At 75.4% G+C, this 13,744-nt stretch carries 14 protein-coding genes; 7 read left to right on the forward strand and 7 right to left on the reverse strand.

Annotation, left to right across the window (positions count from 1 at the left end; genetic code table 11):
• The first annotated feature begins 4 nt into the window (after window positions 1–4).
• Window positions 5–1,036, forward strand: a complete 1,032-nt coding sequence (locus tag ASF47_RS21665; protein ID WP_235557523.1) for an Abi-alpha family protein — start codon at window positions 5–7, stop codon at window positions 1,034–1,036.
• Here ASF47_RS21665 and ASF47_RS07145 read toward each other — a convergent pair.
• Genes ASF47_RS07145 through ASF47_RS07155 form a run of 3 tightly spaced genes read right to left on the reverse strand, consistent with a single transcriptional unit; the run spans window position 1,020 to window position 3,705 of the window.
• The gene (locus ASF47_RS07145; protein ID WP_056863307.1) at window positions 1,020–2,192 is read right to left on the reverse strand and encodes an ATP-binding response regulator; all 1,173 of its coding nucleotides are present in this window, start codon (window positions 2,190–2,192) and stop codon (window positions 1,020–1,022) included. The genes ASF47_RS21665 and ASF47_RS07145 overlap by 17 nt on opposite strands.
• Window positions 2,189–2,854 (reverse strand): hypothetical protein, encoded by a 666-nt coding sequence (locus tag ASF47_RS07150; RefSeq protein ID WP_056863308.1) that lies wholly within the window; start codon window positions 2,852–2,854, stop codon window positions 2,189–2,191. The genes ASF47_RS07145 and ASF47_RS07150 overlap by 4 nt, the downstream gene beginning before the upstream one ends.
• On the reverse strand, window positions 2,854–3,705 hold the full coding sequence (locus tag ASF47_RS07155) for a hypothetical protein (protein ID WP_056863309.1): 852 nt from the start codon (window positions 3,703–3,705) through the stop codon (window positions 2,854–2,856). The genes ASF47_RS07150 and ASF47_RS07155 overlap by 1 nt, the downstream gene beginning before the upstream one ends.
• A gap of 278 nt (window positions 3,706–3,983) precedes the next feature.
• Between ASF47_RS07155 and clpB the strand changes: the two genes are divergently transcribed.
• From clpB to ASF47_RS07170, 3 genes are all read left to right on the forward strand, one after another.
• A complete protein-coding gene (gene clpB / locus ASF47_RS07160) occupies window positions 3,984–6,596 on the forward strand; it encodes an ATP-dependent chaperone ClpB (protein WP_056863310.1) in 2,613 nt (870 codons plus the stop codon).
• A gap of 77 nt (window positions 6,597–6,673) precedes the next feature.
• A complete protein-coding gene (locus tag ASF47_RS07165) occupies window positions 6,674–7,906 on the forward strand; it encodes a hypothetical protein (protein ID WP_056863311.1) in 1,233 nt (410 codons plus the stop codon).
• A 73-nt stretch (window positions 7,907–7,979) separates the two neighbouring features.
• Entirely contained in the window at window positions 7,980–8,729 is a 750-nt protein-coding gene (locus ASF47_RS07170; protein ID WP_056863312.1) for a hypothetical protein, read from the forward strand.
• 36 nt (window positions 8,730–8,765) lie between these two features.
• Here the strand turns inward: ASF47_RS07170 and ASF47_RS07175 are convergent, their stop codons facing one another.
• On the reverse strand, window positions 8,766–9,935 hold the full coding sequence (locus ASF47_RS07175; RefSeq protein WP_056863313.1) for a pyridoxal phosphate-dependent aminotransferase: 1,170 nt from the start codon (window positions 9,933–9,935) through the stop codon (window positions 8,766–8,768).
• A 44-nt stretch (window positions 9,936–9,979) separates the two neighbouring features.
• On the opposite strand from ASF47_RS07175, the gene pyrE reads away from it, so the two are divergent.
• Both pyrE and ASF47_RS07185 read left to right on the forward strand, forming a co-directional pair.
• On the forward strand, window positions 9,980–10,525 hold the full coding sequence (pyrE, locus tag ASF47_RS07180; protein WP_235557524.1) for an orotate phosphoribosyltransferase: 546 nt from the start codon (window positions 9,980–9,982) through the stop codon (window positions 10,523–10,525).
• A gap of 71 nt (window positions 10,526–10,596) precedes the next feature.
• Entirely contained in the window at window positions 10,597–11,268 is a 672-nt protein-coding gene (locus tag ASF47_RS07185) for a DedA family protein (RefSeq protein WP_082500094.1), read from the forward strand.
• On the opposite strand, the gene ASF47_RS07190 is transcribed toward ASF47_RS07185, so the two are convergent.
• On the reverse strand, window positions 11,255–12,019 hold the full coding sequence (locus ASF47_RS07190) for a DedA family protein (RefSeq protein WP_228943132.1): 765 nt from the start codon (window positions 12,017–12,019) through the stop codon (window positions 11,255–11,257). The two genes, ASF47_RS07185 and ASF47_RS07190, sit on opposite strands and share 14 nt — an antisense overlap.
• A 170-nt stretch (window positions 12,020–12,189) precedes the next feature.
• Here ASF47_RS07190 and ASF47_RS07195 point away from each other — a divergent pair, with 170 nt between their 5' ends.
• Window positions 12,190–12,846 (forward strand): TrmH family RNA methyltransferase, encoded by a 657-nt coding sequence (locus tag ASF47_RS07195; RefSeq protein WP_056863568.1) that lies wholly within the window; start codon window positions 12,190–12,192, stop codon window positions 12,844–12,846.
• Here ASF47_RS07195 and ASF47_RS07200 read toward each other — a convergent pair.
• Both ASF47_RS07200 and ASF47_RS07205 read right to left on the reverse strand, forming a co-directional pair.
• Window positions 12,843–13,136 (reverse strand): hypothetical protein, encoded by a 294-nt coding sequence (locus ASF47_RS07200; protein ID WP_200918982.1) that lies wholly within the window; start codon window positions 13,134–13,136, stop codon window positions 12,843–12,845. The genes ASF47_RS07195 and ASF47_RS07200 overlap by 4 nt on opposite strands.
• Window positions 13,137–13,174: 38 nt before the next feature.
• Window positions 13,175–13,690: a DUF2867 domain-containing protein gene (locus ASF47_RS07205; RefSeq protein ID WP_056863315.1), complete on the reverse strand. Its 516-nt coding sequence runs from the start codon at window positions 13,688–13,690 to the stop codon at window positions 13,175–13,177.
• Window positions 13,691–13,744 lie beyond the last annotated feature (54 nt).

Raw genomic sequence — 13,744 nt, forward strand, 5'->3', positions numbered from 1 at the left:
GGGTGTGAGCGACACCGCCGACAGGCGAGCAGGCGACAGGCGCGGGGCAGCGGGCGAGCCGCCCGCGCTGCCGCCGTACGTCGCCCCGGGCCCGGCCGCCCGCGACGGTCAGGGCCTCACCGGTCGCCTGGCGCCGGCCGTCGAGGCGCTGCCCGGGCTGGGCCGGGTGGCCGCCTCGGCCGCCTGGCACACGACCGGCTGGGGGGTGCGCACCTCGGCGCGCACGAGTCGACGCTTCCTGCGCGCGGTGCGCGACCCCGACGAGGCCGCGGCGCTGGCCAAGGACGCCACGCAGGCCGCCACCGTGGTCAGCGACCTGACCCGCTCGGTGTCGTCGGGCACCCCGATCGGCAAGGCGCTGGCGCACGCGGCCGAGGCCTTCGGCGAGATCGTCGAGAGCGAGCCGGTGGTCACCGGCCAGGTCGTCTCCTACGGCGGCCACGCCACGCGCCGCGACGAGGCGCCGGCGCCCCTGAGCCTGCGCGAGCAGGGCGCCCGGCTGCTCGAGCGCTCCCGCGACGTGTGGGAGACCGAGTCCTCGCACCCGGCCTACGGGCGGATCCTCGGCGAGGTGGCCCCCGACGAGGCGCGCATCCTGCTGCTGCTCCTGCGCGGGGGGCCGCAGCCCAGCGTCGACGTGCGCACCGGCGGGCCGATCGGCATGGTCAACAGCCAGCTCATCGCGCCGGGGCTGACCATGATCGGCGGGCGGGCGGGGTGCCGCTACCTCGACCAGGTGCCGGCCTACCTCAACAACCTCTTCCGCCTCGGGCTGGTGTGGTTCAGCCGGGAGGCCCTGCGCGACCCGATGGACTACCAGGTGCTGGAGGCCCAGCCCGACGTGCTCGAGGCGGTGCACTCGGTGCGCTTCGCCAAGGTCGTGCGGCGCAGCATCCACCTCACGCCCTTCGGCGAGGACTTCTGCCGCACCTGCCTGGTCGACGAGGAGTCGGCCGCGGTGGAGTTCCCCGCCCACGCCACGCCGCCGGAGTCGGAGGCCGGCGACACGCCCCGCGCGGTCACCCCCGAGGGCTGAGCCCGGGGTCGGTGGCCGGGCCCGCGGCCGCCGACAGCGTGAGGGCGAAGACCGACCCGCCGCCGACCCGGGGGAGGTGCTCCACGCTGCCGCCGTGGGCCTGCGCGAGCGCACGGACGACGGCGAGGCCCAGTCCGGTGCCGCTGGAGGCGCTGCCGCCGGCGCGGCTGAACTCGTCGAACAGCCGCGGGCGGAACGCCTCGGGCACGCCCGGACCGCGGTCGGTGACGTCGACGCAGACCCGCCCGGGCAGGGGCGAGGGGCGCACGACCACGGCGTACGGCGGGGCGGCGTACTTGGCGGCGTTGCGCAGCAGGTTGCCCACCATCTGCTGCAGGTGCAGCGGGTCGGCGAGCACCGGTCGCGGGTCGTGCACCCGCACCTCGACCTGGTGCTGCTGGTCCTCGGCCAGCGCCCGCAGCAGCGGCTCCGGGTCGAGGTGCTGCAGCATCGGGTCGAGGGTGCCGCGGCGCGACTGCGCGCAGGCGAGCAGGTCGGCGGTGATGGCGTCGAGCAGCCAGGCCTGCCGGGCCATGGCGGCCATCATCCGGCGCCGCTGCTCGTCGCCGATCCGGGGGTCGGCGGAGGCCTCCGCCATGCCGCGCAGCACGGTGACCGGCCCCCGGATCTCGTGGGCCGCGGTCGCGATCGCGCGGCGCAGCAGGGCGGCCTCCTCCCCGGGGTCCGCCCTGACGTGCTCACCGGGGTCCTCGCCGGGGTCCTCGCCGGTCGGGGCCGGGTCGGGCGGCACGGGCGTGGTGCGCGGCGGGCCGGGGTCGGCGTCCGCCAGCAGCGCGTCGATGCGGGAGAGGATCGTGACCAGGGGCGTGCCCTTCTGCACGTAGCCGTGGGCGCCGGCCCGCAGCGCCCGGTCGGCCACCTGCTCGGCGCCGAAGCCGGACAGCACGACGATCGTGCTGGCCGGGCTGCCACGGCGCAGGTGGGGCAGCGCCTCGAGGCCGTCCATCACCGGCATCGACAGGTCGAGGAGCACGAGGTCGGGCTGCTGCTGCTCCACGACGGCGATGCCCGACCTCCCGTCGCCGGCCTCGCCGACGACGACGTGGCCGTGGTGGGTCAGGCACAGCCGCAGCATGTCGCGCAGGTCGGCGGTGTCGTCGACGATCACCGTGCGCGCAGGGCGCGCGGCGCTCACGGGCGCCGCTTCTCGTCCTCGCCGACGGTGCCGCTGCCGGTGACCGTGCCGCTGCCGGTGCTGCCGCCACCGGGGTCACCGGCGGCCGCGGAGCGCACCAGGTCGAGGCGGTGCGGGCTGCTGCCGAGCAGGTCGGTGATGATCCGCCCCGCCGCCGCCACCGAGGAGTCGACGGCGGCGCGGGCCCGCTCGGTCTCGCCGAGCTCGAGGGCCATCTGCGCGACGACCATGCGCTGCAGCACGGTGTCGTTGAGCTCGAGGGCCTGCTGCTCGCGGGCCCGGAGGTCCTCGAAGAGCTGGGCGCCGCGCATGAGCGAGCCGAAGCCGCGTCGCAGCGACCAGTAGTGGACGGCCACGACGGCGCCCACGACGTCCCAGCCCGAGAGCGTCCAGTCCCAGGCCTGCCGCATGGCCAGGCCGCTGGGGTCGTCCACGCCGAGGGAGGGCAGCGCCATGTGCAGGGCGTGGGAGCCGTGGTGGACGGCGCAGGTGAGGAAGATGGCCGCGGTCGCCGCCGCCAGCCGGTTGGCGCGCAGCTGGCGGCTGCGGGCCAGCGGCACGACGATGGCGAGCACGATGAGCAGGTAGGCCACGGCGATGACGGTGTTGGCGGCCAGGCCCACCACCCACGACTCCGGGCGCCAGCCCGTCCACGAGCCCATCAGGACCCCGCCGGGGCCAGCAGCGGGAGGAGCGCCACGGCGGCGAGGACGGCCACGCAGGCGACGCAGCCGGCCTGCGCCACGACGTGCCAGACCGACCAGGCGGGCGGCGCGACCAGGGGCTCGTCGGCGCGCAGCGCCAGCACGACGCAGGCCAGCGCGACCAGCTCCGCGGCCACCGCCACGAGGTCCCACGCGCCCACCGCCTCGGGGCGCGGCATCAGCCCCCAGGGCAGACCGTGCAGCCGGGTCAGGGCCCACAGCGCGAGGCACAGGGCGCCGAGCGCGGCGCCGACGCGCAGCAGGGCGGCGCTCGGACGGGTGAGGGCCAGCGCCGACCATGCGACCTGGGCCAGGGAGGTGAGGGCGAAGAAGGCGCAGAAGAGGAGGGACTCGCGCAGGTGGGCGGGCCCCATGGCGGCGTGCACCCCGGCCGCCGTGGTCGTGGCGACCACCGCCAGCGGCAGGAGCAGTCGCCGGGTGCGCTGGCCGTGCTGGCCCTGCTGGCTGTGCTGGCTGTGCCGGGGCGACCGGACCGGGGGAGCGGTCGTCGGCACGGCCCGGTCGAGCAGCCCCAGGCCGGAGCGCAGGGCCGCGACCCGGGCGTCGTGCCCGCTGTGGGGCTCCCGGACGTGGCCCCGTCCGTGGCCGGTCCCGGGGGCTGACCGGTGGGCTGCGCGCTGGCCGGCGCCGGTCGGAGCGCCGGGCTCGTGGGCGGGGCGCGGGGCGCCGGGGGAGGACCTGCGGCGAGGCAGCAGCAGCGCCGCCACCCCGGCCAGTCCGGCGAGCAGCAGCGTGACGTGGGCGGCGTGGAGCAGCCAGGCGGACCCCACCTCCGGTGGCAGCACCATGGCGTTCCTCCCGCGCCCGGGTCCCCCGCCTGGTCGCTCTCGTCTCGGAGGCTAAGCCCGCCGACGGCCCCGGCGGCAGGGCCGGCCGGGTTTCTTTGCCTGCTGACGCGGCGCGGGCGTGCAGCGGTCAGATCAACAAAGTTGAGCGGAACAGACTAAACTCCTGGTGCGTTGACCCCGGAGACGGGCACACTCGGAGCCGTCGGTCGACGTCCTCGTCCCCGCACCGCGCGGGGTCGGCGAGGCGCACCCCACGCCAGCACCCGCAGGAGACACCCATGAGCCAGTTCGGCGCCGACAAGTTCACCACCCGCAGCCGCGAGGCCATCGAGGCCGCGCAGCTCTCCGCCACCACGGCCGGCAACAGCGTCACCGAGCCGGTCCACCTCCTCGTGGCGCTGCTGCGCCAGGGCGACGGCGTGACCCGCAGCCTGGTCACCAAGGCCGGGGTCGACGCCGCGGCGCTGACCTCGACCGCCGAGGGCGTGATGGCCGCGCTGCCGAAGGCGAGCGGGGCCACGGTCCAGCAGCCGGCCGCCTCCGCCGCGCTCACCCGGGTGCTGGCCGGTGCGCTCGACCTGGCCGCGGGCATGAAGGACGACTACGTCGCCACCGAGCACCTGCTGGTGGCGCTGGCCGGCACCGAGAGCCCGGCGCAGAAGGTGCTCCTCGACGCCGGCCTCAGCGAGGCCGGGCTGCGCGAGGGCCTCGGCGCGGTGCGCGGCAGCCGCCGGGTCACCAGCCAGGACGCGGAGTCGACGTACGAGGCGCTGGAGAAGTACTCCGTCGACCTCACCGCGCTGGCCGAGGAGGGCGGGCTCGACCCCGTCATCGGGCGCGACGCGGAGATCCGCCGCGTCGTGCAGGTGCTGAGCCGGCGCACCAAGAACAACCCCGTGCTCATCGGCGAGCCCGGCGTGGGCAAGACCGCCGTGGTCGAGGGCCTGGCCCAGCGCGTGGTCGCGGGCGACGTGCCCGACTCGCTCAAGGGCCGCCGGGTGCTCAGCCTCGACCTGGCCGCGATGGTGGCCGGTGCGAAGTACCGTGGCGAGTTCGAGGAGCGGCTCAAGGCCGTGCTCGAGGAGATCAAGGACGCCGGCGGGCAGGTCATCACCTTCATCGACGAGCTGCACACGGTGGTCGGCGCGGGCGCCGGCGGCGACTCGGCCATGGACGCCGGCAACATGCTCAAGCCGATGCTGGCGCGCGGCGAGCTGCACATGATCGGCGCCACCACCCTCGACGAGTACCGCGAGCGGATCGAGAAGGACCCCGCCCTCGAGCGCCGCTTCCAGCAGGTGCTGGTGGGCGAGCCCAGCGTCGAGGACACCATCCAGATCCTGCGCGGCATCCAGGAGAAGTACGAGGCCCACCACGGCGTGCGCATCACCGACGCCGCGCTGGTCGCCGCGGCCACCCTGTCCGACCGCTACATCACCGGGCGCCAGCTGCCCGACAAGGCCATCGACCTCATCGACGAGGCCGCCTCGCGGCTGCGCATGGAGATCGAGTCCAGCCCGGAGGAGATCGACCGGCTGCGCCGGCGCGTGGAGCGGCTCAAGATGGAGGAGTTCGCGCTGGCCAAGGAGAGCGACGAGGCCTCGGTCGAGCGGCTGGCCCGGCTGCGCGCCGACCTCGCCGACCACGAGGAGGAGCTGCGCGGCCTCGAGGCGCGCTGGGAGCAGGAGAAGGCGACGCTGGAGGACGAGGGCGAGCTGCGCCGGCGCCTCGACGCGGTGCGGGTGCACGCCGACAAGCTGATGCGCGAGGGCCGTCTCGACGAGGCCAGCGAGATCCTCTACGGCCAGATCCCCGCGCTGGAGAAGTCGCTGGCCCAGGCGGCCGCCACCGCCCAGCGCAGCGCCGACGGCAGCGAGGGCCCGCAGCTGGAGCCCCTGGTCGGCGAGGAGGTCGGCGCCGAGCAGATCGCCGACGTCGTGGAGGCCTGGACCGGCATCCCCACCGGCCGCATGCTCCAGGGCGAGACGGCCAAGCTGCTCGAGATGGAGGCGGTCATCGGCGAGCGCCTCATCGGCCAGCGCGAGGCGGTCGGCGCGGTCAGCGACGCCGTACGCCGCTCCCGCGCCGGCATCGCCGACCCCCACCGGCCCACCGGCAGCTTCCTCTTCCTCGGCCCCACCGGCACCGGCAAGACCGAGCTCGCCAAGGCGCTGGCCGACTTCCTCTTCGACGACGAGCGCGCGATCGTGCGCATCGACATGAGCGAGTACTCCGAGAAGCACGCGGTCTCGCGGCTGGTCGGTGCGCCTCCGGGCTACGTCGGCTACGACGAGGGCGGCCAGCTCACCGAGGCGGTGCGCCGCCGGCCCTACTCCGTCGTGCTGCTCGACGAGGTCGAGAAGGCCCACCCCGAGGTCTTCGACATCCTGCTCCAGGTGCTCGACGACGGCCGGCTCACCGACGGCCAGGGCCGCACCGTCGACTTCCGCAACACGCTGCTGATCCTCACCAGCAACCTGGGCTCGCAGCACCTGGTCGACCCGCTGCTCGACCCCGAGAAGCGACGCGAGTCGGTGCTCGCGGTGGTGCGGGCCTCCTTCAAGCCCGAGTTCCTCAACCGGCTCGACGAGATCGTGCTCTTCGACGCCCTCACCAAGGACGAGCTGACCCACATCGTCGACCTGCAGCTGGTGCTGCTGGAGAAGCGTCTGGCCGTGCGCAGGATCGCGATCGAGGTCAGCGACGAGGCCCGCACGTGGCTGGCCGAGGCCGGCTACGACCCGGCCTACGGCGCCCGGCCGCTGCGGCGGCTGATCCAGACCGCGATCGGCGACCCGCTGGCCCGGCTGCTCATCGGCGGCGAGGTCTCCGACGGCGGCCGGGTGCGGGTCGAGGTCGGCGGCGACGGGCTGGCGCTGGTCACCGGCTAGGCCGGGCGGCCCGGTCGTCCCCGGCCCCGGGCCCGTCCGGCCCGGGGCCGCTGGGCGCGGTCTGGGAGGATGGAGCCATGAGCGAGGCCACCCCCACCCGCCCCCGGCAGGTGACGATCGCCGGCTGGCTCATCATCGTCGGCTCCGTCGTCGTCGTGCTGGCGGTCTACGACCAGATCACCCGCCTGACGTCGCTGGAGACCCGGGAGACGATCGAGACCTTCCTCGGCGAGCCTCCCGCCGACGGGCTGGGTCTGGAGACCACCGACGTCGTCACGCTGCTGCGCGTCACGGGCATGGTCACCGGAGCCTGCGCGGCGGCCGCCGCGGTGCTCGGCTGGTCGGTGCTCCAGCGCTCCAAGCCAGCGCGCCTCGCGCTGGCCGTGCTCGCGGTGCCGCTCTTCCTCGGCGGGCTGGTCAGCGGGGGCTTCACCTCCTCCCTGGTCGCGGTGGCCGCGCTGCTGCTGTGGCTCCAGCCGGCGCGCGACTGGTTCGACGGGGTCACCCCGCGCCAGCGCGACGACGAGCGCGCGGCGGCCGACCGGGCCGCCGACCGGGCCGCGGGTCGCACGACGCCGCCGGGCGGAGCCGACGGGCCCGCGCCCGGTGGGTGGCCGCCGGCGTACCCGCCCGTCGGCTCGCCGCAGGACCCGCAGGACCGGTCCTCGGGCCGGACCCCGGGTCCGGGGGCGGACGCGCCCGCCCCCCGGAGCGGGCCGCAGGTCGAGGGGGAGCAGGGCCAGCCGGCGCCGTGGACCGGCTTCGGCTCGGTGACGGCCTCGCGCCCCGACCAGCCGGCCCGGCCCGACCAGCGGGTCACGCCCTACGTCGGGCACCCCGCGCCCGGACGCCCGTCGCGACGGCCCTCGGCGGTGGTGTGGGCGTGCTCGCTGACCTGGGCCTTCAGCGGCCTGGTCGCGCTGGGCATGGTGCTGACCGCCGCGGTCATCGCGGCCGCGCCCGACATGCTCTTCGATGAGGTCTACCGGCAGAACCCCGCCCTCGCCGACGCCGACCTCAGCCGCTCCGACCTCACCACGGCGGTCTACGCCATGGCCGGGGTCGTCGTGGTGTGGGCGGTGGTCGCGACCGTCGTGGCCGTGCTCGCCTTCCGCGGCAGCAACGGCGGACGCCTCGGGCTGGTCGTCTCCTCGGCCCTGGCCGCCGGCCTCTTCCTGGTCACCGCGGTCACCAGCCTGGTGATGGCGCTGCCGCTGGCGGCCTGCGTGGCCACCGTGGTCCTGCTGTCGCGCCCCGAGGTGCGCCGGTGGTACGCCGAGCGGCGCACCGCCGGTCGTGCCCGGCCCTGAGCCTGCGGGCGGGTCCGGCGGGGTGCGCTCGCGGGTGAGCCCGGCGGGGCGCGCGGCGTGGGAGCATGCCGCCATGAGCGACCAGTACCCGCCCTCCGGACCCACCCCCTCCGGTCAGGACCCCTACGGCCAGCAGCAGCCGAACCCCTACGGCCAGCCGCAGCAGGGTCAGAGCCCCTACGGCCAGCCGCAGCCGCCGGAGAACCCGTACGGGCAGCCCCAGCAGGGCCAGAACCCCTACGGGCAGCCCCAGCAGGGTCAGAACCCCTACGGGCAGCCCGGCTACGGCCAGCAGCCCGACGCCTACGGCAGCACGCCCTACGGCACCCAGCCCTACGGCGCCGGCCCCTACGGCTCGACCACCGACCCCGACAAGCGGCCCGGCCGCGTCACCATCGCCGCCGTGATCGCTCTCGTGCTCTCGGCGCTCGTCGCGCTGGTCTTCGGCTTCGTGACCGTCGCCGTGGCCGCCGCCCGCGACCAGATCGTCGACGAGCTCGAGCGCGAGCTGCGCAACCAGCCCGGCGCGGCCGACCTCTCGCCCGACGCGCTGGCCACGGCGGTGCTCGTCGTGTCGCTGGTCGTGGCCGTGTGGGCGGTGCTCGGCATCGTGTTCGCGGTGATGACGCTGCGCCGCTCCAAGGCCGGCCGGATCCTGCTGGTGATCTCCTCGGTCCTCACCGCGGTCGTCAGCCTGCTCGCGATCGGCTCCCTGGTCTCGGTGGTGACGCTGGCGGCCTCGATCGCGGTCGTGGTCATGGTCTTCACCGGCGGAGCCAACGACTGGTTCGCCCGCCGCGGCGCCACTCCCGCGCAGTACTGAGTCCCGCGCCGGCGCCGGCGCCGGCGGCGGCCCGGGTCAGCGGGTCAGGTCGGCGGTGCCGAGCCGGGCGAGGCCCTCGGTGACCACGTCGGTGGTCTTGCAGAAGGCCCACCGCACGAGGTGCCGCCCGGCCTCGGGGTCGTCGTAGAAGCCCTGGAGGGGCACCGCGACGACCCCGGCCCGCTCGGGCAGCGCCAGGCAGAGCTCGAGGCCGTCGCGCCAGCCGAGGTGGGCGGTGTCGGTGAGGGCGAAGTAGGTGCCCTCCGGCACCCGCGGGTCGAGCCCGAGGCCGCGCAGACCCGCGCACAGCAGGTCGCGGCGCTGCTGGAGATCGGCGGCCAGGCGACGCGGGAAGTCGGGCTCGTGGTCGAGGGCGTGGGCCACGGCGGGCTGCAGCGGCGCTCCCGAGGTGAAGGTCAGCCACTGCTTGGCGGCCAGCACGGCGCCGACCAGGTCGGCCGGCCCGGTGGCCCAACCGACCTTCCACCCGGTGAACGACCACGACTTGCCCGCGCTGGAGAGCGTGAGGGTCCGCTCGGCCATGCCGGGCAGCGTCGCGAGCGGCACGTGCTCGTGGTCGTCGAAGACGAGGTGCTCGTAGACCTCGTCGGTGACCACGACGAGGTCGTGCGCGAGCGCCGCGTCGGCGACGACCTGGAGCTCGGCGCGGGTCAGCACGGTGCCGGTGGGGTTGTGCGGGGAGTTCAGCAGCAGCAGGCGCGTGCGCGGCGTGACCGCGGCCCGCAGCGCGTCGGCGTCGAGGCGGTAGTCGGGGGCGCGCAGGGTGACGCCCCGGCGCACCCCGCCGGCCATCTGCACCATGGCGTCGTAGGAGTCGTAGGACGGCTCGAGGAGCACCACCTCGTCGCCCGGGTCGAGCAGGCCCAGCAGCGCGGCCGCGACGCCCTCGGTGGCGCCCGTGGTGACGACGACCTCGGTGTCGGGGTCGAGCTCGATGCCGTAGTGGCGCGCCTGGTGGCGGGCCACCGCCTGCCGCAGCGCCGGCACGCCGGGGCCCGGGGCGTACTGGTTGGCGCCCGCGCCCAGCGCCTCCACCGCCCGCGCGATCACCTCGGGCGGGCCGTCGACGTCGGGGAAGCCCTGGCCGAGGTTGACCGATCCCGTGCGTGCGGCGAGGGCCGACATCTCGGAGAAGATCGTCGGGGCGATCCCGTGGAGGCGGCGGGCGAGACGGGTGCGGGCCATGGCCGCCACGCTAGCCGCGGCCCCGGCACGGTTGAATGGGCCCCGTGAGCCAGACCCCGCACGAGACCGACGCGACCCTCGCCGCCGACATCGACGCCTGCTGCCGCCTCAGCGGCACCTTCACGCTGCGCTCGGGCCAGACGGCCTCGGAGTACTTCGACAAGTACCTCTTCGAGTCCGACCCCGCGCTGCTGGCCCGCGTGGCCCGGCAGATGGTCGGCCTGCTGCCCGACGACACCGAGCTGCTCGGCGGACTCGAGCTCGGCGGCGTGCCGATCGCGACGACGCTCTCCGGCCTCACCGGCCACCGCGCGCTCTTCGTGCGCAAGCAGGCAAAGGAGTACGGCACCTGCAAGCTCGCCGAGGGCCCCGACGTCGCCGGGCGCCGGGTGACGCTGGTCGAGGACGTCATCACCACCGGGGGCGCCGTGCGCGACGCCACACGGGCGCTGCGCGAGGCCGGCGCGGTCGTCGAGGTCGTCGTGTGCGCCATCGACCGCAGCCCGGCGGGGGAGAACCCGCTCGCCGACGTCGGCCTCGAGGTGCGCCCCGTGCTCACCAAGGCCCAGCTCGACGCCGCCCGGGGCTGACCCGGGCTGACACCGGGCTGACCGCGGCCCTCCCACAGGCGACCCTCGGGGGCGCCCTCTACCCTGCGAGCATGCCGCTCACCCCGCTGACCGCCGTGCTCTCGGCCTCCGACGCCACCGGCGCCGACCTGACCGGGTTCGCCGGCTGGGCCGTCGACGTGATGGAGAGGCTGGGGGTGGTCGGCGCGGGCGCGCTGATCGCGCTGGAGAACCTCTTCCCGCCGCTGCCGAGCGAGATCGTGCTGCCGCTGGCCGGCTTCACCGCCAGCCGGGGCGACTTCGGGCTGGTCGAGGCGATCGTGTGGACCACCGTCGGCTCGGTGCTCGGGGCGCTGGTGCTCTACGGCCTGGGTGCCGTCTTCGGCCGCGACCGCGTCTTCCGGCTGTGGAAGATGCTGCCGCTGGTCGACGAGAACGACTTCCTGCGCACCGAGGCGTGGTTCGGCCGCCACGGCCGCAAGGCCGTCTTCTTCGGGCGCATGGTGCCGATCTTCCGCAGCCTCATCTCCATCCCCGCCGGCGTCGAGCGGATGCCGCTGTGGCAGTTCCTGGCGCTGACCACGCTCGGGTCGCTGATCTGGAACTCCGTCTTCGTGGTCGCCGGCTTCCAGCTCGGCGAGCAGTGGCAGGAGGTCGAGCCGGTCGTGGCCTACCTGCAGTACGCCGTGATCGCGGCGGTCGCGCTCCTCGTGGCGTGGTTCGTCATCCGCAAGGTGCGCGGGCGCCGGGTCAGCGCGGGCTGAGCCCGCGCCCGGCCCCCGTCCCGGCGTCGTGGGCGGCCTCGGCGCGCGAGTGGCGGCGCGAGCGCCACCACTCCAGGGCGATCGGCACGGCGGTGAAGAGCAGGATGGCGAAGATCGCCAGGTCGATGTTGTCCTCCAGCCACGGCACCCGCTCGCCGAGGACGTAGCCGAGCACGGTGATCGAGAGCACCCACGCGACACCGCCGACGAGGCTCCACAGGTAGAACGTCGCCCGAGACATCAGCGTGATGCCGGCGACGACCGTGACGTAGGTGCGCACGAAGGCGACGAAGCGCCCCGCGACCAGCGCCTTCTTGCCGTGGCGGTGGAAGAACATCTCGGTGTGGTCGAGGTGCTTCTTCTTGAGGATCCGTCCGTCGTGCTCGCGCAGGGGCGGCCCGAGGCGGCGCCCGATCTCGTAGCCCACGACGTTGCCCAGCCAGGCCGCCGCGGTGAGCAGGGCCAGCGCGATCGCCAGCTCCACGGGCGGGGAGAAGGGGAAGAGGTCGAGCTGCCCGGTGGCGATGAAGATGCCGGTGGCGAAGAGCAGGCTGTCGCCGGGCAGGAACGGGAAGAACAGCCCGCACTCGACGAAGACGATCAGCAGGCTCAGCCAGAACAGCGCGCTCCCGAACTCCGCGAGCAGCCACTGGGGGTCCATGAGGTCGATGCCCAGGAACTGCGCCGACAGCAGCGGCGACGGCGCCGACGAGAGCATCGACGAGAGCAGCGGCGACACGGCGGTGGTCACCCGACGAGCGTACTCGCCGGACTGCCGGTGGGACCGGCGGGTGAGGAGGGCTCTCAGGCGCGGCGTCGGGGTCGGTGGCGGCGGGGCCTAGGCTGCGCCGCGTGGAGCAGCAGCCGGGGGAGCGGGCCGACCGGGCCGACGAGGCCGACCGGCGGGCGCCGTACGACCCCATGCCCCACGGACCGGCCGAGGTCGGGGTCGGCCCCTGGGAGGGGCCCTGGCCCGAGGGCCCCGGGTCGGAGGTCTACGACGCCGAGCTGCTGGCCGCCGGCGACCGGCGCAACGTCGTCGACCGCTATCGGTACTGGTCGGTGGCCGCGATCGTCGCCGACCTCGACACCCGCCGCCACGACTTCCACGTCGCCATCGAGAACTGGCAGCACGACGTCAACATCGGCGCGGTCGTGCGCACCGCCAACGCGTTCCTGGCCGCCGAGGTGCACATCGTGGGCCAGCGGCGGTGGAACCGCCGCGGCGCGATGGTGACCGACCGCTACCAGCACCTGCGCCACCACCCGACCGCGGAGGACCTCGCGGCCCACCTGGCCGGCCTGCCCGGCGGTCCGGTGCCACTGCTGGGCATCGACAACCTGCCCGGCTCGCAGCACCTCGAGACGACGGCCGTGCCGCGTCGGGCCTGCTTCCTCTTCGGCCAGGAGGGTCCGGGCCTCTCCGAGGGTGCGCGGGCGGCCTGCGACGGCACGTTCTCGATCGCGCAGTTCGGCTCCACCCGCTCCATCAACGCCTCGGCCGCCGCCGCGATCGCCATGCACGCGTGGGTGCGCACCCACGCCGACCTCGCCGCCGAGGACGCCTGGCGCGGCTAGCGCGTCGAGGACCGCACGGGCCGGCAGCCCGAGTCGTCGCACACGCGCTCGGCGCGTCCGCGCGACAGCGTCTGCGCCAGGCCCAGCGTCCAGCAGGTCGGGCACCCGCGCCACGACACCACGGCCAGCGGCAGGAGCAGCAGCCACCACGCGCTCTGGCCCGCGAGGCCCAGCCCGGCGACGGCCAGCACCAGCCCGACCACGCCGCGCACGACGTGCTCGGCCACCGAGCCGCTGGCGAAGAGCTCGCGCACCGGGTCGTCCTCGGGCGCGCGGGTGGTGGTGGTCACCGCCTCAGCCTAGGCGCCCCGTGGTCGAGGAGGAGCGCTCAGGCGGTGACGTCGCGGACGACGCGGTGGTGCACCAGCTCGGTGAGCAGCTCGCGGGCCGGGAGGTCGGTCAGCAGGTAGGCGCGGCCGGGGAGCCCGCCGAGGAACGAGCCGGGGGTGAAGGTCACCGCGTTCTCCACCCGGCACACCGACCCGTCGGGGCCCGTCAGCGGGGTGACGGTGGTGCGCCAGGTGACCAGACCCGGTGCGCGCACCGCGGCGTCGAGCACCAGCCGGTGGCCGGTGGTCCCGCCCGAGCCGTGCGGGCCGGCGGCGACCACGCGCCAGAAGCCGGCCGTGTCGCCCGCGCGCAGCTGCGGGTGCTCGGGCACCGGCCAGCGGCGGCCCCGGCCCAGGGTGAGCCGGTCGATCGCCCCGCGGACGGCGAAGGGAGCGGCGTCGACGTACCACCGCTCGGCGGCGCCGGCCGCGGTGACCGCGCGCCAGGCGTGCTCGGCGCTGACCGGCAGGTCGCTGGCCCGGGTGGTGGTGCGCAGGGTGCTCCGTCGGTGCATGGGACCGAGGCTACGGGTGACCCGCACGGTCTAGGGTGGGCGGCGTCGCAGCCA

Origin of the sequence: Nocardioides sp. Leaf285 (assembly GCF_001422955.1) — a bacterium.
GTDB classification, from domain to species: Bacteria; Actinomycetota; Actinomycetes; order Propionibacteriales; family Nocardioidaceae; genus Nocardioides; species Nocardioides kribbensis.

Excerpts from the sequence above, each read along its gene's own strand:
- ASF47_RS07205 (WP_056863315.1), bottom strand. The coding sequence starts at position 13,690 with ATGCACCGACGGAGCACCCTGCGCACCACCACCCGGGCCAGCGACCTG.
- ASF47_RS07175 (WP_056863313.1), bottom strand. The coding sequence starts at position 9,935 with ATGGCCCGCACCCGTCTCGCCCGCCGCCTCCACGGGATCGCCCCGACG.
- ASF47_RS07185 (WP_082500094.1), top strand. The coding sequence starts at position 10,597 with ATGCCGCTCACCCCGCTGACCGCCGTGCTCTCGGCCTCCGACGCCACC.
- ASF47_RS07155 (WP_056863309.1), bottom strand. The coding sequence starts at position 3,705 with ATGGTGCTGCCACCGGAGGTGGGGTCCGCCTGGCTGCTCCACGCCGCC.
- ASF47_RS07165 (WP_056863311.1), top strand. The coding sequence starts at position 6,674 with ATGAGCGAGGCCACCCCCACCCGCCCCCGGCAGGTGACGATCGCCGGC.
- clpB (WP_056863310.1), top strand. The coding sequence starts at position 3,984 with ATGAGCCAGTTCGGCGCCGACAAGTTCACCACCCGCAGCCGCGAGGCC.
- ASF47_RS07195 (WP_056863568.1), top strand. The coding sequence starts at position 12,190 with ATGCCCCACGGACCGGCCGAGGTCGGGGTCGGCCCCTGGGAGGGGCCC.
- ASF47_RS07170 (WP_056863312.1), top strand. The coding sequence starts at position 7,980 with ATGAGCGACCAGTACCCGCCCTCCGGACCCACCCCCTCCGGTCAGGAC.
- ASF47_RS07150 (WP_056863308.1), bottom strand. The coding sequence starts at position 2,854 with ATGGGCTCGTGGACGGGCTGGCGCCCGGAGTCGTGGGTGGTGGGCCTG.